The sequence below is a fragment of the Streptomyces sp. YGL11-2 genome, assembly GCF_050054615.1.
In the GTDB taxonomy this organism is placed as follows: domain Bacteria; phylum Actinomycetota; class Actinomycetes; order Streptomycetales; family Streptomycetaceae; genus Streptomyces.
The window spans coordinates 17,202-36,761 of sequence record NZ_JBNHIN010000069.1 but is presented as its reverse complement, the minus strand read 5'-3'; the positions used below and the strand labels follow the sequence as shown (position 1 = coordinate 36,761).

The window sequence follows — 19,560 nt, the reverse complement described above, 5'->3', positions numbered from 1 at the left end:
GAGCCGCTGGTCGGCCGCCTGATGATCTACGACGCGCTGGAGATGCAGTACCGCCAGGTCAAGGTCCGCAAGGACCCCAACTGCGCGGTCTGCAGCGAGAATCCCACCGTCACCGAGCTCATCGACTACGAAGCCTTCTGCGGTGTCGTGTCCGAGGAGGCCCAGGAGGCGGCGGCCGGCTCGACGATCACTCCGAAGCAGCTCAAGGAGTGGATCGACGCCGACGAGAAGATCGAGATCATCGACGTCCGCGAGCCGAACGAGTTCGAGATCGTCTCGATCCCGGGCGCCAAGCTGATCCCGAAGAACGAGTTCCTGATGGGCACCGCCCTCCAGGACCTGCCGCAGGACAGGAAGATCGTCCTGCACTGCAAGACGGGTGTCCGTTCCGCGGAAGTCCTCGCGGTCCTGAAGTCCGCGGGCTTCGCTGACGCGGTCCACGTCGGCGGCGGCGTCATCGGCTGGGTCAACACCGTCGAGCCGGAGAAGCCGGTGTACTAGATCCGTCGGCCACAGCAGAGCTAACCGGTCCCGGGTGATCGCCCGGTGGCCGACAGGGGGAATCTCTTGACCATCACCGCTGAGTCTCATCGCCGCACGGGCACAGGTATAGGTGTGGACGGCATTCGCTATGTCCATACGCTCGGCCCGCAGGGGACGAACCTGGAAACGGCAGCCCATGAGTGGCTGCGCCGGCGGGGTATCGACGGGAAGGTCGAACTCCATGCATCGCTGGAGGCCGCCCTCGACGCGGTACCTGACAACGGGGAGCACGCGCTGGCGGCTTGTGCGGTCTATCCGGCGCTGCACACCCTGACGTTCGGAAACCTGAACCGGCTACACATGGTCGACAGCTTCATCATGCCGACCCACAACATGGTCCTGGCGAGCGCGGGAGCGGACAATCCCCGCACTGTCTCCACTCACCCCGCTCCGGTCGGACTGGTCTCGGTGGAGACCGAGTCGCGGCTGGTGTTGAGCAATTCTCAGGCGGCCATCGACTGCGCCGACGGTCGTACCGAGGGCTGCATCACGACCATCGTTGCCGCCGAGCGGCACGGACTGCGTGTCCTGCGGGACTTCGGCCCGGTCCCCATGGTCTTCACCATCCATCAAGTGCTCGCAGTTGATGTGGCGGCTGGCCAGCAGGAGACCAGGGGAGCACTGCTGTGACGACGAGTGCCCCCATCACCGCCGCCCTGCGCGCTGAGGCGGCGGATCTGAACCGATCCCTCATCCCCAAGGTCAACCGCTTCCGCCTCCGCCAGGCCGACGACGGTACGGTGCCGGAGCCGCAGGCAGCCGACCGGGAGCTGCTCATCGAGATCCGGGACGAGGCGGCTGCCTGGTACCGCCGCAGCGACCGGGTCCACCAGGCCGATGCGCTCTCTGCCGACGTGGACGTATGGATGGATGGCGGCCTCGACAACGCACCGCACTTCGCCCGTTCCCGAGACGCGCTCCAGCCGCCCGCTGACGGGACGCCGGTATTCTTCCTGGCCCCCACGCAGACCACCAACAGCGTGCCGCCGGTCGGTAAACGGCTCGACTGCTTCTTCGCGCTGCGGAAGGAACCCGACGCACTGCCGAGACTGGCCACGGCCTTCCCGCACCCCAAGAACAACTGCCAGTCGCTGGTGCTCATCACGGGCAGTGACGGCTTCACACACGGCAACTGCATCGTGTTCTTCCCTGAAAACGTGGCCGCGCACGACAAGGTCGAAGAGCAGCCGTACGCGATGTTCTTCTACAACAAGATGCGGAAGATCCACGAGACGTATGCGCTTCCCGGAGCCGAGGCGGTCCTGACCGCCGAGTCCGTACCCCGGGCCTCATCCGGGCTGGCCCCCGAGGTCTGCTTCGAGGCCCGCGCGATCTGGGGCTACCTGCACGACTCCATGCACTACCAGGGGCGTTGGCCGTTCGATCAGCACATCTCCCTGAAGATGAACTGGTTCGTCGGCCTTCTGGAGGAGATCAAGGTCGACGCCAAGACCGTCCTCGCCTGCGCGGACGGCGGAGTGCCGCTTGCACAGGAACAGATCGACATGATCCTGCTGGAGCGGGTTTTTCGCTACCCGCAGGCGGACGACGCGACCCGGAACTTCGATTCCGGCACCGGCGTCTTCCTCTACTCCTGGCTTCGCGCGCACGGCGCCCTGACCGGATCGTCCGAGGCCGGCGGGCTGCTGCACCTCGATCGGGACAAGGCCCTCGACGCCTTGCGTGAGTACGTCGCCGCCGTCGAGGAACTCGAAGAGCAGGTCACCACCGATGACGAGTACCGGATCGCGGCCAAGGCGCTTGTCCGCAACTACCTGTCCGAGGGCGAGGTGAAGCAGCGGTACCGCTTCACCGAGGACCAGGGCGTGTTGCTGCGGGCCAAGCAGCCGCTGGCGGAGCTGCCGCCGCTGCGGTTCGCAGAAGCGGAGTGGTGAGCCCGGCCATGAGCGACGATCGCCACCGTCGAGGCCGCCTCGGCGTCCCTGTCCTGTCCTGTCTCATGGTGCTGTTGCTGGCGACGGGATGGCTGGTGTCCGGGAAGCTGGTGAGCGACACTCCGCCGCTGGCCGTCGCGGCCGGCCGCACCGGGGCGAGTTTTCTGGTGATCAGCGCGATCTCCGCGCTGCAACCACGGAGCTGGCCCGCAATCCGGGCGAGCGCGGGCCGTCAGCGGGCTGCTGTTTTGCTGGCGTTTCTGGGGTTCTTCGCCTACTACACAGGCACGCTGCTCGGCGTCGATCGGATCGGCGCGTCCAAGGTGGGCCTGGTGGTGTCCCTCCTGCCGTGCATTACCTTCGCGATCGGCATCATGGCCTTCCGTGAGCCGACGAGCGCACGCAAGTTCCTTGGGACCGTTCTCGCTGTCGCCGCGGCACTCGGCTACGCGCTCGACGACGGCTCGGCGGGCAGCAGCACTGGGACGGGATCGCTGGTCACCGGCGGTCTGTTCGCCCTCGCGGGCACCTTCGCATACGCCTTGTACGGCTATGTATACCGGCAGCACATGTCCGACGTACCACCCATGGCCGCGCTCCCCGCAGTGACGGGCGTGGGTACCGTCATGCTGGGGCTGGCCGCGATCGTCTTCGTACCACTGGGCACGATCGGCACCTCCCAGTGGGCCGGAGTCGCGGTGCTCGGCGCGGTGCTCACCGCGCCCGTCTTCCTGATCTCCCATGAACTGATCGTGCGCAAGGGCCCGTTGTTCACCTCCGCCGTCGCACTGGTGGTGCCGTTCCTGGTGCGGCTGGGTGAATGGGCGTGGGGCGAGGCGGACGCACCGCACCTGGTCTCCGTCCTGTTCCTGGGGCTGTGCTCAGCGGGCGTGTGGATGACGGTCGCCCCTTCACGTTCCGTGCCAGCCGCGGAAGACCATCGACCCGTCCCCTCGACCGAGACCGGAAGCAGTACACCGTGACAGCATCACAGGCACCGCGTCCCACCGTCGTCCTTGTCTACCAGCGCACCTCGCTCCGCTGGGTCTTCGACAGCGCGCTGAGGGCCGGAATCGATATCGTTCTTGTCCCACGCCCTGACGAGTCCGTATCCCCCGACCGGCTCCCGCCCGCTGTGGTGGACGTGCTCCCTCTGGATGTGGAGGGCGACCCTGCCAAGGCCCTGGGCGTCCTGCAGGAACGGTACGAGAGCGCCCCGTTCGACGGCATCACCACGCTCTACGACCCGGCCGTGCCGTTCGTCGCCGATGTGGCCGAAGCCCTTGGGCTGCCCGGCCTGGGCAGCGCCACCGCGCGGGCGGTACAGGACAAGCGGATCATGCGACGGCAGCTGGCCGAAGCTGGGCTGAACGTGCCTGGCTTCATCGTCCTGGACGATCCCGGCGCGTGGGCCGCGGGCACCGGTCTCGACTTCCCGGTGGTGGTCAAACCGGCGAACGGTTTCTCCAGCCTCGGTGTGACCAAGGCTGACAGTGCGGAGCAGCTCGGCGCCGTGGTCGCGGCGGTCTGGCAGGTCTGCCGGACCAAGCTGAACCAGGTCACCGGTCTGATCGTCGAGGAGTATCTGGACGGCCCGGAACTCGCCGTGGAGTCCCTCGCCCATCGCGGCGAGGTCACGGTGCTCTCCATCGGCTACAAGGGCGAGCCGACCGGCCCGTATTTCGAAGAGGGTGTCTACCGGGCACCGGCCCTGCTCCCGCCAGACGTCCAGGACGCAGTGGTACGCGAGGTGGTCGCCGCCCACTCCGCTCTCGGGGTGACCGACGGCCCGACCCACACCGAGCTGCGGCTGCGCGGCGGCGTACGCCCTTACCTGCTGGAACTCGGAGCCCGCGTCGGCGGCTCCGGCGTCTCCCACTACATTGCCGAGCATGTCACGGGAGCCGACCTGGCGGGTGACGCGCTGCGCACCGCCGCGGGACTCGCACTCCGCTCTGTGCCCGACTCGCCGACGCAGCTGTTGCGGGCGACCGGCGCAGCGGCCAACTACATCGTCCCGTGCGGGGGTTCGGGGCGGATCACCGCTATCCACGGCCTGGACGAGCTGTCCGAAGACCCGCGAGTGGACCACATCGTCCAGATGCTGCACCCGGGCGACGTCGTGCGTCCTTACCCCGACTTCACCGGCTATCCGGCGTTCATTCTCTCCCACCACCAGTCCATCGAGGACGCGGAGGAATTCCATCGCTCCCTCGAACGCCGCATCCGCATCGACTACGCACCGACAGGGGCCGCACAGTGACCCACCCGTCTCTCGACGACCGCGACGGCGTGATCTGGCTTGACGGGCAGTTCGTTCCCTGGCGCGACGCCCACCTGCATGTCCTGACCCATGGCCTCCACTACGGCGGCGGCGTCTTCGAAGGCGAACGGGTCTATGACGGCCACGTCTTCAAACTGACGGAGCACACGCGACGGCTTCACGAGTCGGCGCGGGAGCTCGGCTTCCACATCCCCTTCTCCACCGCGGAGCTCGACGAGGCGACTCTCGAACTCGTCCACAGGCAGGGCATCGGCAACGGCTACGTCCGGCCTGTGGCATGGCGCGGCAGCGAGCAGATCAGCGTGTCCGGCGCCGGCACCTCCGTCCATGTCGCCATCGCCACCTGGGAATGGCCGCATGTCTTCTCAGCCGACGCCAAGGAACACGGGATCCGGCTGGGCACCTCACGCTGGCGGCGCCCCGCACCGGACACCGCACCCGTCCGGGCCAAAGCGGCCTCCCTGTACAACATCTGCACCATGGCGCGCGACGCCGCCGACGAAGCCGGCTTCGACGACGCGCTGTTGCTGGACTACCGCGGCTATGTCGCGGAGGCCACCGGAGCCAACCTCTTCCTCGTGACCGGAGACGAGTTGCACACACCGACGGCCGACTGCTTCCTTGCCGGCATCACCCGGCAGACAGTGCTCGATCTGGCCCGCGATATCGGCATCCCGGTAGTCGAACGGCACATCCTCCCCGAGGAGCTCGGCGGTTTCGACGAGTGCTTTCTCACCGGCACGGCGTACGAGGTCCAGCCCGTCCGGACCATCGACAAACACGAGTTTCAGGTGGGCAAGACGACCATCTCCCTGACGGAGGCATACACCCGGCTGGTCCACTCGCGGGCGTCGACCAGATCCGAGGCTGCTTGGAGCGGACACCCTGATAATGGATCTTGATGGTCCAGGGAGGGATGTCCAGGTGGGACGCCAATCTCCGTACCCGGAGGAGTTCCCGAGGGATGCCGTCGCGCTGTATCGCGCCGCCGACTGCAAGCGCACGTACGCGGCTGTGGCCGCAGACCTCGATGGTGCCCCTTCGCGTGGTGTAAGCGATCAACTTGTGGAGGTCCGACGGTTTCCTTGCTGGGCATCTGCCGTCCCGAGGTCGCCGGCTGGAGGGTGGCGGGGTGGTAGCCGATCAGCTGGGCGAGCTGAGCGTAGGTCAACTCCTTGCCGGCGCGGCCCTCTCGCAGGCAGCGGGCGAGCTTGCCCAGCGCCCTGTCCGGGAACGGAATCGGCGCTTGCGGGCGGCCGCGGGGCCGTCGCACCCGGGCAGGCGCGGCGGCCGGTTGATTCCTGCCGAGACGCCGGTGGAAGCCAAACACCGGAGGCGAGAATTCCCAGAGATGCCGCCGCACCCCTTCCTCACGCGCTGAACAGCAGGTCAGTCCGGGTGCGGCGGCATCCGTGATTCAGATGTCCCGGAAGAGACCAGGGGGCGCCGTGACCTGCGATGTCTGGCCGTTGCAGGTCGTTGACCTGCATGAATGCCCTTTCGGTTGTTTCACGCTCGTACTGGCTGATGCGGCCGGAAGTCCCAGGAAAGTCCCAGAGAACTCCCACGGGCAGGAGCCACTCTTTCGGCTCTGTACAGGGCATGCGAGTGCGCTGTGGGTTGGTGATCGTGGATCCACGGTCTGACTCGAATGAAGGGCAACGCGCACTGCTCGAACGGCTCGCGGCCGGTGATGAGCATCCCGCAGCCTGGGCGCCGGGGGATTGGCGGTCGGCTTATGCCTTGCGTGATCGAGGGTTGTAGGGGTCAGTCGAAGTGGCAGGGAAGCGCTCGTGGAGGTCACCGAGGACGGCCTCTACTACCTTCGACATGGTCATCGTCCTGAGGGGTTGACGCCGGCTGAAGGGGGCGACCAGGCGGCATCCGGCGGACATGCTGGGCGCAGGCGTAGCTCCGTGCCCTGCGCCGAACGGCCCGTTGCTCGTGCGCGACGAGCCAAGGCGACCGGGTTGGTCGAACGGCTTCTCACCGAGGGGCGGGTCCGTGTCGCCGATGACGACCAGTTCGCCGAGTGGCGGAAGGTCATCGACTATGCGGAGCGGCACGGACTGGAACCTCCCGGCAAACGCATCCAGAAGGTCCGCCTCCGGGCAAGTGGGTGGAAGCTATACCTCGCAGAGGGATCACACCCCAACTCGCGGAGCCGGAAGCCGGCGGGTGACGCCTCGGTGGTTCCGGTTCCCGCGCGGCCTACTTCTCCTCATCCGATCGTCGCCGCGCTCAGAGACATGGAGGAGCGGCTCGTGATGCCTAGGCCCGTGATCCGCCGTTTGCTGATGATCACCGCACGCGTCGAGTTCCCCACCACCGACCGTGATCAACCATCCAGGCCCGACGTCTCACCGCCAACGGTGCACGAACTCGTTGAACTTCACGTTCAACCCCGACTCATCTCGAGCTGGAGTTGAACGTCAAGGTCACAGCAGGTACGAGAAGCGCAGTGCCCCGCCCTCCTCGCGGTAGCGGCCCCGGCCGCGCTTTCCGTAGGGGCTGGGGAGCATCTGGATGGCCATCATGTGAGGGGTGAGGGCATGTGTGACCACCAGGAGGCGCCAGCGGTCGTTGCCCGCGTGCTGGCGGGCCGCGCGGACCTCGCTCTCTCCCAGCTCAAAGCGGCCGCCTTCGCCCCCGGTCGCCTTCACCTCGTACAGGTAGGGCCGGCTGCCGGAGCCGACCCGGAAGTCGAAGCCGAGGCCGTCGTCGCCGGACAGGCCGGGGAAGGCTTTGCGACGGTTGCCCGACACCCAGCCGGTCTCGTCCATGCGGTCCGGGTAGCGCGCACACAGCCACTGGTACGCGTACCACTCGCCCACGTACCCGATGGCCTCCCGCTGGGCCGTGGTCAGCCCGCTGTCTGTGCCGCCCCCGTACCGCCGCCCGCGCGTGCGACCGGTGGCCTGGGTGCGCCCGGTCTGGGGACGGGGGTCCGTGAAGCGGAGCGGCCCTGCGGCGGTGATGCCCGGCGCCGAGCCGCTCTGCAAGACCCGGTCAAGTTCGCGGGTGAGGGCGGCGAAGTCGCCTGAGTACACGTCGAAATCGCGGCCTCCGACGGAGATCGACCGCCGTTTGCGCTCCCGTTCGCGGCGCTCGTGTTCCGCCGCGTTGCGCACCCGGTCCAGGTCGGCCCCGGACAGCCCGTGCCGTTCGGGTTCCGTCGCCACCGCCATCCCGTCGGGCCACTGGCCGAGGGCCGCCAGCCAGCCGACGACGTCGGTGGGGGACAGGGGCCGGAAGTCCAGCGCGCCCACGGCCTCCAGCTGCGCGGTGACCTCCTCGGCGGGCTCGGCTGCGGTCAGGGCCGTGGGCAATGGGTGTCCGGCCGCCCTGACCAGGACCGCGAGGTCGGCGGCCAGGCCGGTGATCGTACGGAGGTTCGCGCCGCGTACCTGGTCGGGGGCGGGCAGGCGCTCGCCCGACCGGGGCAACGGCACCGGGCGGTCCAGGCGCAGCGCCAGCTGCTCCTCCACGTGCGCCTCCAGGCTCCCCGTGCCGGCCGTGTCCACGGTGTACTCCCATGCCTGCGGCGCGGTGATCCAGTCCAGGGCCCGGACCGAGGGCCAGTCGGGCATCGGACGGCGCGCGTCGAAGTCCTCCAGCACCGCCCAGCGCAGCCGGTTGACGAGCTCCTTCCTGCGCAGGTCCAGGTAGGTGCGGAGCGCTTCCTCATGCTCGGCGGCGTGGCTGATCGGTTCCAAGGGTGGGCTCATCGCGCGCAGGGTGTCGTTCAGCTCGGCGAATCCGATGCCCAGGTCGCGCCGCAGTTCGTCCGTACTGCGGGCCGCGCGGGCCCTGGCGATGAACTCGGGTACGGGGACCGGGAGCTCGGCGGTGTACTCCTCGAGGTGAGCCTGGAACTCCCGGGTGTCGCCCGGCGGCGGCAGGAACAGTGAGTTCGCCGCCTCCGTGCCGAGCAGGTGGACGAGGAAGGGCCGGCAGCGCTCCAGGACCACGCCGATGGCCCCGTCGATCCGGCGGCTCGTCTCCTCGACCTGGTGGACCGTGACTTCCAGGGCGTCGGCGAGCTCCTCCTGGCCCGGGTTGTGCAGGTCGGCGTGGCGGGAGGCGAGCTGGTGGGCGGCGAGGCGCAGCCGGTCGCCGAACTCCCGACGTCCCAGCAGCTCGGCGAGCGCCACCATGATGCGGGTGGTCTCGGGCCAGCCCGGCTCGCCTGCCGGGGCGAGGACGAGCGGATGCTTCGGATCGGGCAGCGGCAGTACTCCGCCGAGGCGGCCCGGCAATGTCACGGGCCGGCCGTCGAGCGCGATGCCCCAGGAGCGGTAGCGGTGCAGACGTACGCTCCGGACCAGGGACGTCAGCTCGCTCAGCTCGGCCTCGCTCGCCCGGGGGCCGCGCGCCAGGTGGTCGGAGAGGACGCTCACGGCCAGCGTGAGCCAGGGCAGTTGCTGGACCAGTGGCTCTCCCATGGCCGCGGGGTCCACCCGTGCGCCGTCCACGGTCGCCGTGAACGTCAGATCGTCGGTGTGCCGGACGGTGGTGGGGTGTTCGGCCGCCAGTAGCTCGGCGGCCTTCGCCGAGACACCGGGAAGGGTGAGTAGGGGGCGCGCCATCTCCCGTATCAGCAGGGGCGTCAGGCTGTCGCGTTCACCACTGACGTAGAGCACGGTCCCGGCATCACCATCGCCATCGCTCTCCCTGCCGTCCAGGGCTGACAGCGGTACGCTGATCAGCCGGTCCTCGGACTCAGCGAGCAGACTGGCGCCCTTGGGCAGCGCGGGACGGGGCCGCCGTACGAGGTGCTTCCAGGCGCGTTCGTTGGCGCGCTGCGCGGCGGGCCGGTGCTCGGCCCCCAGCGCGCCCTCCGCCGCGAGCTGTCCCAGCGCGGCGATGAGGCGGTCGCTGTCCCGGGGGTCGTCCCAGGTCGGCAGCCGCATCTCCCGCAGGCGGTCGCCCGCCTTCCCGCGTTCCAGAAGGTGGCGCAGCCGATGGTCGACGGTCGGCGCGTACGAGGGCTCCTCCTCCAGCCCGGGCGGGCAGTGCCAGGCGTCGGCCGGACGGACGAACCGGACGGCCCGGTCGCGGCCCCGCACCGGGAGCCACGGCTGCTCCCGGACGAAGGCGCCGAGCGGGGTCGGGACCCGTTCCCTGTCCGGGGAACTCTGGCTGCCGACACTGGTCCAGACGCTGGCAAACCTCGCGTCCTCCCAGCTGGCCAGGCCATGCAGGACAAGCCGTGCGTACGCCAGCCGGGCCTCCTGCCCGAGGCGTCCGACGACGTCCTGGCCGGGGAGCCGCCAGGCGGGGGTTCCCCGGTACGGCGTCCGGGGGTAGTAGACACCGGGCCAGTGGACGTGTGGCTCCCACTGCTCCTGCACCTCGGCAGACACCTTCGCCATGCGGACCAGATGCCGAGCGCTGAGCTCCCGGCCCTGCTCTACCCAGCTCAAGGCGTCGGAGGACCTGACCGGGACCAGCCCGTCGGCCACCCCGGCCTCCAGCAGGAACGCCCGCCACTCCTCGGTCTCGCCCCGCTTGGCAAACTCCTCGGGCGCGGCAAGGAGGCGTCCAGCAATCGCCTTGAGGCTCTTCGACACGTCCTGCCCGGCGGCGACCACCGCCGCCAGGTCCTCACCGACGGACGCGCGGCCCCAGCCCCGGCCGAAGACGGCGCCGCTCGCCCTGATCAGCCGGCCGTCCGCCGACGGTACGTACAGTCCGAGCGAGGAGATCTCCGTCCCGCCCAGCGAACGCCGCGGCTGCCACAGCCGGAAGACGAACCGCAGTGTCTGGAGCCGCAGCCGGAGATCGGTGCTCGCGCTGAGCGCCTGCCGTACGTGGTCCAGCAAGCCCCTCGTGTCGTACGGCCGGACGAGCCCCTCCTGCTCGAGGAAGGCGCGGGCGGCCCGCCCGCGCGTACGCTCGCCGCGGTCCTTCCAGACCAGCCCCGGGTGCAGGGAGAACAATCGCTTGCCGAGAAGGGCGGGGACGGACGGGGCCTCGGTCTGGTTCGCCTCCGTACGCAACGGCTGGAAGAACGCCTCGCGGCGGACACCCTGACCGCTCGGCTTGCCCTGTGTACGCGTGCTTGTGCCCGTACCCACCCTGTCGAGGGGGTGGTTGGTGTGCCGCAGTGTGCAGTTCTCCGCGAGTAGCAACTGCCTGCCGTGCAGGACGTGCCCGTCGTCTTCGAAGAGGGCAGCCAGATCCTCGTAGAGCGCGCTCCACTGCTCGGGGGACTCACCGGACCGGGGGAGGGGAAGGTCCCCGACGATCCGTTCCACGTACTCGGCGAGGATCTCCGGGCCCGGCTCCCACGGGCACGCGAGGGCCTTACACAGGGTGGCCAGCCGTTTCAGCCGGTCGCCACCGATATCGGGATCAGCCACCACGATCCCGGCCTTGTGCGCGCGGTGTGCCGTGAGAACGGTCAGGTCGACGTCCGGCCACAGGACCGCGCCCCGGGGCGGGGCCCAGCCCGCCTCCGGCAAGGCGTCGTCCGCGGCGAGGACGGGCACGAGCGGTACGTCGGCGAGTTCGCTCCCGTGCACGCGCCGAGCCGCCGCGCCGAGCCGCCCTGCCGAGCCCTTCTCACTCTCCCAGCTCACCAGGTCCACGGCCAGCTGCCGCATGGACGGCTCGGGCACGGTACGCAATACCGCAGCGGCCGCCAGACAGGTCTCTGCGACCGCGTCGAGCAGCAGCACGTTGAGGGGGTTGTCGGAGGGAAGCCCGGTGCGGTCGAACTTGGTGAAGAACGGGGCGTTCACGTGTCCCGGGAACGGCGCGGCCTGGTCCTCACCCATCGGCAGGAAGGTGTAGATCTGCCCGCGTCGCGGTCGGCGCGGGGCGGGCAGCGGGAGTGCGACCTCGACGACGGCGGACCGCTTCCACTCCTGCCACGTGTCGTCGAGGAGCCCGGAACCCACGGCCTCGGCGAGGGTGTTGTTCAGCCGTTCCTTCTCCACGGTGCCCCGCACGACGAGAAAGGTGCCGGGCGGCCCCAGGTTCACGGTCGCGCAGGAGACGGGGAATCCGTGCCCGGCGCCGTCCTGCGCAACCGGGAAGCGCTCCTCGGAGCGGGTCAGTTCGTGCCGCTCGAGCGCCTCGTGGGCGTCGTCCAACTCGCCTGCCTCGCCACCGACGGCCCGCCGTTCCAGCGTCAGGCCAGCGAGCCGGTCGAGGAACAGCATCACGGGTACCTTCGCCCCCGCGAGCTCGCGCATCCGCAGCCGGACCTCGGCCCGGGCGGCCTCACTCAGCAAGGGCAGCCGGACGATGGTTACGTACCCCTGGGCGGCGAGCTGCCGACAGGTCGCGGGCACGTCGTCCAGCGGCAGGGGCGCCTGGAGCGGCGGATACTTGGCGGCCGCCTCGTGGGCGTTGTCCTCACCGGCGAGGAACTCCTCCACGTCGACCTTCTGCGCGAAGCGGAAGCAGTACCCGTCCAATTCCGGGCCGAGCGGGCTGTCGGGGTCTGCGCTGTAGATCTCGGGTGCCTCGCTGATCAGCAAGATGCTGCGAAACCCGACGCCCTTGTTCCCGATGCCCTCACCGACCTCCTTTGAGCTCTGCGCGAGCTCGCAGACCCGCTCGACGTCCCGCCAGGTGAAGGCCGTCCCTCCGTTGGCGACGTACAACGTCCCCCACTCGCCCTCCGCCTCGTCCAGCAGGACGTGGACCCGTCCGTCGCGGCGGCCCCTCGGATGCGCGTCGTAACCGTTCTGCAGCAACTCGAAGAGCGAGCGGCCGGCGTACTCCCGCGCGCTTGTGTACGACACCGCGTTCACCTGCCGTGCCATGCGCAGGACTTGCTCCGACCGGGCCCCCTCCAACACGGACCGGCCGTACTCTCGCAGCTGCTCGGCCCGGGCGTTCCTCGCCATGGTTCTCCCCTCACCTCAGCGTGACGAGGACGGTATCCCGCCGCACTGACATCGAGGGGCGCTAGGGACCACCGTGTGGAGCGCGGCTCAGAGTTGAGCTTGACGTTTTGGTTCGCCGTCGAAAAGGGCTCGAACTTGTTCAGTACCTCCCCTATTCACGGCGTGTCCGTGAGGCCGGGCCAGATCCTGCGAGGAGAGGTCGACGCGGCGCGTGGAGGCCAGATCGTGGAACGGGTTGAGCACGGGGTTCAACGGGACGCGTTCGCAGCGGTGACGGCATTCCGGACCGAGTTGTACTCCTGCCTACTTTCGCGCGGCGATGCCCTGTTCGAGCTGTGCGACGCGTTGCTGTGCACGGACGGTCCGGTCCGTACGCTCGTGGACGTGGCCCTCGCCCCCGAGCACCGGCGTGGACACGTGCCCTCTACTCCGGGCTGAACCAGGCCGGATCGATGTCTCGGCTGCGTCGGGCTCTGGTTGGGGTGCCGTTGCCCCGGGCAGCCCACGGCCGCCTGCCACACCTTCGGCCGGGGCCTAGCTAGCCACGGAGAGCACGTCTGCTGGCCTACCCGGGTGTGCCGGTTCAGCTTCGCCGTGCCGCGTCCGCTTTCCGCACCATCTTCGCCGCGTGGTCAGCCGAGTCGGCCAAGTTCCGGAGTGTGCGGGAGACCCGGCTGAGGAACTCCACAACGTGGTCGGTGAGGGTGTCCTGCTTGGTGTTGGTGCGGAAGGTGGTGCTCTGGGCCACGGTCGGCTCCTCGGGAAAGGGGTGCTGGGTGTGCTGCGCCCACTGTGGCACCGGGGACTGACATGTCGGGGGGGAACACGACACCCCCCACCCGAACCGGGCAGGGGGCTCTCGCGTCAGATGACGGAACGAGGGGTAGTCAGCGGTGGCTGATAGATCACGCCTCATGCTTCCTGCGGCACGAGAAGTGCTCGGGCAGCCCTTCGGGTCCTGGAAGGCTTGCGGGCTTACCGCAGCCGTAGCGGCAGAGCGGGATTGCTTGACCTGACGCGTCAACCGGAACCTTGGCGGCCTCGGTTTCCCGGGGGCGGGACTCAAGGACGATCGCGCGGCTGCCGCGTCTCTGCTTCGGTTCAGCCCGCACCTCCGAAGCTGGACGGTCCTCGGTGCACCTGTCGCGCCGGTCCCCCTGTCGTACGGATGGCAGGCGCTCCTTGTCGTCCAGGGCGGGCCCGTTCGCCTCGAGGTACTGCTGCCACTGCTGTGCGGGGAGCCAACCGTGATGGCCGCCGTGCTGGAACGGGATCCGCTCACCTGCCGCAGCTTCCACGATGAACCGGGTAAGGGTTAAACCGCCTTGCCCTGTGAAGGTGCTCGACTGATGGGCGGGCACGAGGACGCGGTGCCAGCCCCCGCAGTACCCGGCGTCGGTGGGGTTCTCCGGGTCGTAGGGCTTCTCCGGGCACCGGATGAGTGCGCCGTTTTGGCTGCACTGGCCCTCCTCTAGGACGAAGTTGCCGTCCTGGACCGCGATGGGGTTCTTCTGCACGCGGATGACGGAGGCCGGCAGGTTGGGCGTGCGGACGTATGGGACGGTGCCGATGCCTGCGTGGTCGGGGTCGGCGAAGTCCCAGACCGACTGAACACCGCCGTGGCGCCGGAACCCTTCCCGCGCACGCATTCCGCGGGCTGTCTGGGCGCTCAGCTGAGGCTCGTAGCCCAGGACGATGCCGTTGGCGCCATTGATGCGTACATCGAGGCGCGCGTGCCCGTCTGCGGTCTGCGACTCGATGTCGGCGTGGAAGCCGTGATCTTCGGAGTCCTTCGCGACGCGTTCCTTGCGAGCGAGGTGCTCGTCGGACTCGTGACTGATGGGCTTCTCCCCGGGTTTCCGGTAGTGGGAGGCAAGCCATACGCCGTCACGCTGGACGAGGTACATGGGGACGCGCCGGCCGCGTAGGTCCCGGCAATCGGGGCAGATGAGCCCGCGCTTTTCGACAGGGACACGTCCTCGCATGCGCAGGAGCACGTTCAGGAGGTCTTGGCCTTGCTGGACGCCGAGGTCGGTGCGGTCCAGGTCGAGGTTCCGGCCAGCCGGTTCGTAGTAGACGGGGTTGCGGTAGAGGTCTTCGTCGCTGTCGATCTGAAGGTCGTCGTCCATTGGTACTCCCCGCAGCCGCCACGAGTAGGACTCACAACGCTACGGGGAGGGTCTGACAATCGGGGCTGTCCTGTGGACGCACGGCGTACTGAGAGATATAGGGGGCAGTGGGCCTACAGCGGGTTAGGGCCGCACAGTTCGCAGCGCTTCCTCCGGATCTTCTTCACTCGTGGCTCCAAGGGGCCCGTCGACGTCTTGGAGTCGGCCCCTCGCTACTCCCTACTCGTGTCCGACCCGCTGAACGAATGGATCGGTCCGGCGGGCGCCCTGACGGTTCGTTGCTCGCCCCGCGTCCTTGCTCCTTTCGAAGGCGACGACTCTGCTCCGCTGGGGCGAGGGCACTGATCGCCGAACAGAATGTTCGGACCGGACCGAGCGACCTGACGATTTGCCGTTAGGCCCGAGAGCATGGCCTGCCCACGGCCGAGCGCGAACATGGTCAACCGAGATGGCCGCCCGCCCCTTCCTCTCGCTACGGCATCGAACCGCAGGCGGAATAGGGGAGGAGGGGGAGCCGCTGGAGGCCGCCCGTTCTTCAGCTAAGTGGACGGGCGGCCAAGTGCTTAGAAGGCACCTGGTGGGGGCGCCATCTATAGGGCTCTGGGCTGCACGGATGCGAGAGTCTCACTAACTGGTAGTGCAACTTTCGAAGTTTTCGGGAAGCTCCTCATCAGAACGGGCTTGAGCGGAGCCCCCTGTCGCATGCGAACTGAAGGCTCTCGCTTCACAAGTGGGGGCGAATCCATGATTGAAGGTGCGCGCACCTGCCGGGTGGTGCTGATCTTGCATGTCAGCACCACCCGGCTTGACACTGGGTCCTGCGTTCGGCACCTCTTGTTCCGCCGTTCGCTCACGCATCGCTCAGGGAGGGGAGGCTTTCGACGCGGCGACGTTTGAACCCACTAAGGCGTTGGGCTCGATTGTGCTCGGGTGGTGTCGAGAGGAACTGGGGGTGACTTCCAGACGGCTCCCGACGAGATGCGCCTCGGCTAACGCTCTGGTGCCGTCAGGTCGAGCGTCCGCTGTGCGTTCTCGATCAAGCGGTCGTAGGTGATGACATTCAATCGGTTCCAGTGGGAGTTATAGGTACGGATGGTCTCATCAACCTCCGCTGGTGTGGCACCAGTAGTGACGAACCCACTGTGTCCGATCACCACGGTCATCGAAGCGCGGCGGCAATCGATGCCATGATCAATCAAGATCTGAGGACGCTTCTCGTCGAGCTCGCGTAGGTAGTTCATGGCCTGCCCCACAGCCTCGTTGACCTTGGGACCTACGATCAGGTGGTTACGCTGCCCTGTCACCAGACGCCCGATATTTGCCCGTTTGAGCTCCACGCCGTGCAAGGTGCCGTCAGGGCGGACCAGCGACAGGTCGAGCTGGTCTCGCACGGTGAGATTCCGTCGAGCCGTTCCAGAGAGAAACTCACCGCCAAAGATCCAGGTCATGCGCTCAACCAGCTTCTGCAGCTCAGCCTCGCTGGTCTTGTCGTCCTCAACTGCTGTACGCAATTCATCCAGGTCTGTCTGCCGCCGCGCTCGTTGGACCAAGGCCGCGAGTACCTGAGCCTCGTCGAGCCCACCCAGCGAGGCGGCGATTGCCGGCTCACTTTCCAGAATCGTCAGCAGTTCGCGAACTGCAGTGGCAGCGGGCTGGTTACTGGCAGGCTGCAGTCTGAGACTGACGTGGGGAGCGTCGCGAAATGCATCTGTTGTGTTCGTGGGAATCGAGACGCCAGCCAGCTGGCGGAGTCGGAGGACTGGCGTCGTTGTTTCCCGCATGAACTGCTGAGCGCGGGTACGCCCCATATTCCGTTGCCCGGTCATTACCCAGCGTTCAACAGGGCGTTCGAGGTCGATTGCGAACTCGCCGAGATAGAGGCAGTCAGCTCCTCTCCTCGCGAATGCCCTTACTGGCACGCCGCGACGCAGATGAGCGAGCACAGCCATGTTTTCGGAAGAGACGGAGCGCTCCCACTGGCTTTGCCCAGGAGCTAGCAGAATGGCTCCATCCCAGCATGATCCAAGTTCATCCCCCAAGCCATTGCCATCAAGGAAGACGAATGCATTCGGTGTTCGCCCACTGGATCCCGTCGTAACGCGGGGATTTCCGCCATAGACATCGTGGAGCTCAGCCCGCTTCACGACTGCACCTGGTGGAATGTTCCACGCTGCAGGCAAGTCTTCCGAGGGCTGAACCTCGTCGGCGAGTTGGACTAGCTCACGCCATTGCGCCGCGTTGAGATCTAGGACAACAGGCTTGCGATCCCATCCGGCCAACCGCACCCCCTTCACCACTTGGGTGAGGCCCGCTGCCCGCAAAACGCCAGAGGAGAGCGGGGTTGAAAGAAGGAGCTTCCTGAAGCCAAAGACAGCCCTCAACTGGGAAGGTGCAGGGACCTCCTCCCCTGTTTTCTCTTCCTCCTGCATCCACAGTGCACGTAATCCACTGGCCGGTTCATTCTTTGCACTGACGATTTCTCCGATCGCGACCACGCCGCCGCCTCGCCCAACACGCCATAGCAGAACCGCGTCCCCTACCTCGGCGTCCGGGCCGACGACCGCAGACAGGCATGAGCTCCAAGCCTCTAGGTTCCGCGACACGTTGTATGCTGCCGCTTTGTCCTCCGCGACCTTCAGCCAATACTTCACAGCACCTACCTTGCCTACGTTTCGTGCTCTGCCGTTGGTGTCGGGACCGCCGCGGCAAGACATGGGTGACTAACTCTGCCGTGGTTGGACGTACCGAGACCAGTGCAAGGCACAGTAGCTGGGACCACTGACAACGAGCCCTTGAGCGAGGTCCGTTGCGGGGCCGCCAGTGCGCGCGGTGGGCCTCGAGATGCCCATGCGACGCTGGCCGAGGGCCAGGCTTCCCGCAGTGGCACCAGACCTTGTGCACCGTATGGTTATTCGTCGCGACCATGAGTACGGTCTGGTCGCTAGTGATGGGGGTGGTGGCTAGGGGCGCAGCTTTCCTGATGTCGCAGAGCGACGGGGCGGAAGGATCCGCCGGTGGTTTCTACAGTGCAAGATCAGCCTCGGTGAGGACCTTCCCCTCAGCTGTGATCCCCGATTCTTCAAACGCCAATTTGGCTGCAGCCACATCACCCGCGAACACCACAACTGTGAGCGACTCAACTGCAGGTGACACGCAGACATAGAGAAGCCGCCGTGTCCGCTCCAATACTGAATCCTTTCCGCTGGCCGCGTTCTCTCTGTCTGTGCTCGAAAGAGCCTTAATCCCAAATAGCTTCTCGTAGGAGTAGAGACTGTAGTTCCCCTCCTCGTCATCCAGTACCACGATGACCTTGGGGAACTCTGCGCCTTTAGTGCCGTGCTGGGTGGAGTAGGGCGACTGCTGCCGTATGTATTTGAAATAAGCCGACAGCTCGCGAACGTCACATGCCGTGAAGGCATCCAGAGCCTCCACGGTCTTCGAGGGCAGCACGATGTCCCTGTGTTCACCGTCCGGTTCTAGGTATGCGGAGAGTCGCGGGTCCGCGGCAACAAGGCCCTCTGTGACAGCCAGCCTCAGGACGGTTCCCACAGAGCTCGGTCCGCCCGCTGCCACAGCCTTGCGCAGGTGCGCTACGGCATCGCGAGTAAGGACCATTTTCGCCCTGACATCTGGGTTGGGCGAGCTTGCGCTGAACACACCACCGTTCGCACGGAGAATGGCGATCACGGACGTCGAATTAGTGCTCTCAGCCGCACAGATTGGAAGGATCACATCTTCAAACGGTCGGAGTGGCCAAGCGCTGCCCTCCTCAAACGCTTCCTTCAAGCTCTTTGGTCCGCTGTCATGGAATGCAGCATAGAGGTGCTCGAAGCCCATGCGCTTGGCCACCATTCGGTGCACGATCATGAGGATCTTCGCGCCCCCTCTATCATCAACCGAGTCCGCAGACCAAATGCCGGCGTTGCTGTGCTGATCCAGCCAGACTCGTACGTCCTCCAGACGCTTACTTCGCTGGTTATCCGCAGGGAGAACGAAGAAAAAGCACTCACCTTCCACTCGCTTGTCCACCGGGCGACCGGGCACCTGAACTAGGCCATCAGCCTCGGATCGCACCTGATTGATGACTCTGAGCACCTTGCTCGAACTGCGGAAGTTCTCCGGCTTTTCCAGCAATTTCCACCCTGGCTCAGGGGAAATCGCCCCCGTGCCACGCTGGTAGATCTGCTGCATCGGGTCTCCGAAGAAGCCAAGACACACTGCGCCCTTTGCATGGGTGCTGACCTGCTTGAACGCTTCGACGACATTGGGGAAGGTGTCTTGACTCTCGTCGACGAAAATATACGGGTATTGGCTGGCGGCGACCCGCCCAAGAAGCTTGCTGCCGAGAATCAGCTCGGGAACCATGGTGACGATATCCTCGTGCCCTAGGATTCCCTTTGCATAATCGCTTCCGGTGCCATACGAGTAACGCTCGACGTCCTCTAGGAGCTCAAGCTGGGTTCGGAGCTTCTCAAGGTCAGACGCATCCTTCACAACGGTCGTTCTTCGGGTCCGCGATGAGTAACTAGTCTGCTTCTCCTTAATCTCCTGGATTGAGTCCTCAATGTGGCGACGAACCCATTGGGAAATGTCCTTCTGGAAGGGTTTCGCCAGGGACCATAGGAAGCTGTGGATGGTAGATACGGAGACGAGCGGGCTGTTGCCTACGTCCGTATGGATCTCTCTGGCAGCTACATCGGTGTAGGTGACGCAGGCGACGCGCTGTGTCCGGGCCCTGAGACGTGCACCATGTTTGGTCACCACATGGTCGAGTGCTTTGACCAGCGATGTGGTCTTGCCGGAACCGGCGCCAGCCACCATGACAAAGCACCTGAGGTGATCTCCGT

General features: G+C 66.9%; 12 protein-coding genes. 7 read left to right on the top strand and 5 right to left on the bottom strand.

Going from position 1 to position 19,560, the window contains the following annotated elements:
• From ACO1BR_RS39335 to ACO1BR_RS39305, 7 genes are all read left to right on the top strand, one after another.
• Nucleotides 1-501, top strand: a 501-nt coding sequence (locus tag ACO1BR_RS39335) for a rhodanese-like domain-containing protein (RefSeq protein WP_426799906.1), incomplete at its 5' end; no start/stop codon positions are given.
• A 114-nt stretch (nucleotides 502-615) separates the two neighbouring features.
• The gene (locus ACO1BR_RS39330) at nucleotides 616-1,173 is read left to right on the top strand and encodes a bacilysin biosynthesis protein BacA (RefSeq protein ID WP_426799905.1); all 558 of its coding nucleotides are present in this window, start codon (nucleotides 616-618) and stop codon (nucleotides 1,171-1,173) included.
• Complete coding sequence (locus tag ACO1BR_RS39325) at nucleotides 1,170-2,438, top strand: DUF6421 family protein (protein ID WP_426799904.1); 1,269 nt, start codon at nucleotides 1,170-1,172, stop codon at nucleotides 2,436-2,438. Before ACO1BR_RS39330 ends, ACO1BR_RS39325 begins: the two co-directional genes overlap by 4 nt.
• A gap of 8 nt (nucleotides 2,439-2,446) precedes the next feature.
• Nucleotides 2,447-3,421, top strand: coding sequence for a DMT family transporter (locus ACO1BR_RS39320; protein WP_426799903.1), 975 nt, complete (start codon nucleotides 2,447-2,449; stop codon nucleotides 3,419-3,421).
• Nucleotides 3,418-4,701 (top strand): ATP-grasp domain-containing protein, encoded by a 1,284-nt coding sequence (locus ACO1BR_RS39315; RefSeq protein ID WP_426799902.1) that lies wholly within the window; start codon nucleotides 3,418-3,420, stop codon nucleotides 4,699-4,701. The genes ACO1BR_RS39320 and ACO1BR_RS39315 overlap by 4 nt, the downstream gene beginning before the upstream one ends.
• Nucleotides 4,698-5,624, top strand: a complete 927-nt coding sequence (locus tag ACO1BR_RS39310) for a branched-chain amino acid aminotransferase (RefSeq protein ID WP_426799901.1) — start codon at nucleotides 4,698-4,700, stop codon at nucleotides 5,622-5,624. The genes ACO1BR_RS39315 and ACO1BR_RS39310 overlap by 4 nt, the downstream gene beginning before the upstream one ends.
• A 1,068-nt stretch (nucleotides 5,625-6,692) precedes the next feature.
• The gene (locus ACO1BR_RS39305) at nucleotides 6,693-7,151 is read left to right on the top strand and encodes a hypothetical protein (protein ID WP_426799900.1); all 459 of its coding nucleotides are present in this window, start codon (nucleotides 6,693-6,695) and stop codon (nucleotides 7,149-7,151) included.
• A gap of 9 nt (nucleotides 7,152-7,160) precedes the next feature.
• On the opposite strand, the gene ACO1BR_RS39300 is transcribed toward ACO1BR_RS39305, so the two are convergent.
• The 5 genes from ACO1BR_RS39300 to ACO1BR_RS39280 all read right to left on the bottom strand — a co-directional run bounded on the left by ACO1BR_RS39300 (nucleotide 7,161) and on the right by ACO1BR_RS39280 (nucleotide 19,534).
• Nucleotides 7,161-12,584 carry a sacsin N-terminal ATP-binding-like domain-containing protein gene (locus ACO1BR_RS39300; RefSeq protein ID WP_426799899.1) on the bottom strand — a complete coding sequence of 1,808 codons (5,424 nt, stop codon included), beginning with the start codon at nucleotides 12,582-12,584 and terminating at the stop codon, nucleotides 7,161-7,163.
• 583 nt (nucleotides 12,585-13,167) lie between these two features.
• Nucleotides 13,168-13,332, bottom strand: coding sequence for a hypothetical protein (locus ACO1BR_RS39295; protein WP_426799898.1), 165 nt, complete (start codon nucleotides 13,330-13,332; stop codon nucleotides 13,168-13,170).
• 157 nt (nucleotides 13,333-13,489) lie between these two features.
• Nucleotides 13,490-14,713: a hypothetical protein gene (locus ACO1BR_RS39290; protein ID WP_426799897.1), complete on the bottom strand. Its 1,224-nt coding sequence runs from the start codon at nucleotides 14,711-14,713 to the stop codon at nucleotides 13,490-13,492.
• A 989-nt stretch (nucleotides 14,714-15,702) separates the two neighbouring features.
• Nucleotides 15,703-17,364, bottom strand: coding sequence for a Shedu anti-phage system protein SduA domain-containing protein (locus ACO1BR_RS39285; protein ID WP_426799896.1), 1,662 nt, complete (start codon nucleotides 17,362-17,364; stop codon nucleotides 15,703-15,705).
• 370 nt (nucleotides 17,365-17,734) lie between these two features.
• Nucleotides 17,735-19,534 carry a UvrD-helicase domain-containing protein gene (locus tag ACO1BR_RS39280; protein ID WP_426799895.1) on the bottom strand — a complete coding sequence of 600 codons (1,800 nt, stop codon included), beginning with the start codon at nucleotides 19,532-19,534 and terminating at the stop codon, nucleotides 17,735-17,737.
• Between the last annotated feature and the right edge of the window lie 26 nt (nucleotides 19,535-19,560).

What these genes read in the sequence shown, in the direction of transcription:
- ACO1BR_RS39320 (WP_426799903.1), top strand. Translation starts at nt 2,447, where the DNA reads ATGAGCGACGATCGCCACCGTCGAGGCCGCCTCGGCGTCCCTGTCCTG.
- ACO1BR_RS39280 (WP_426799895.1), bottom strand. Translation starts at nt 19,534, where the DNA reads ATGGTGGCTGGCGCCGGTTCCGGCAAGACCACATCGCTGGTCAAAGCA.
- ACO1BR_RS39300 (WP_426799899.1), bottom strand. Translation starts at nt 12,584, where the DNA reads ATGGCGAGGAACGCCCGGGCCGAGCAGCTGCGAGAGTACGGCCGGTCC.
- ACO1BR_RS39290 (WP_426799897.1), bottom strand. Translation starts at nt 14,713, where the DNA reads ATGGACGACGACCTTCAGATCGACAGCGACGAAGACCTCTACCGCAAC.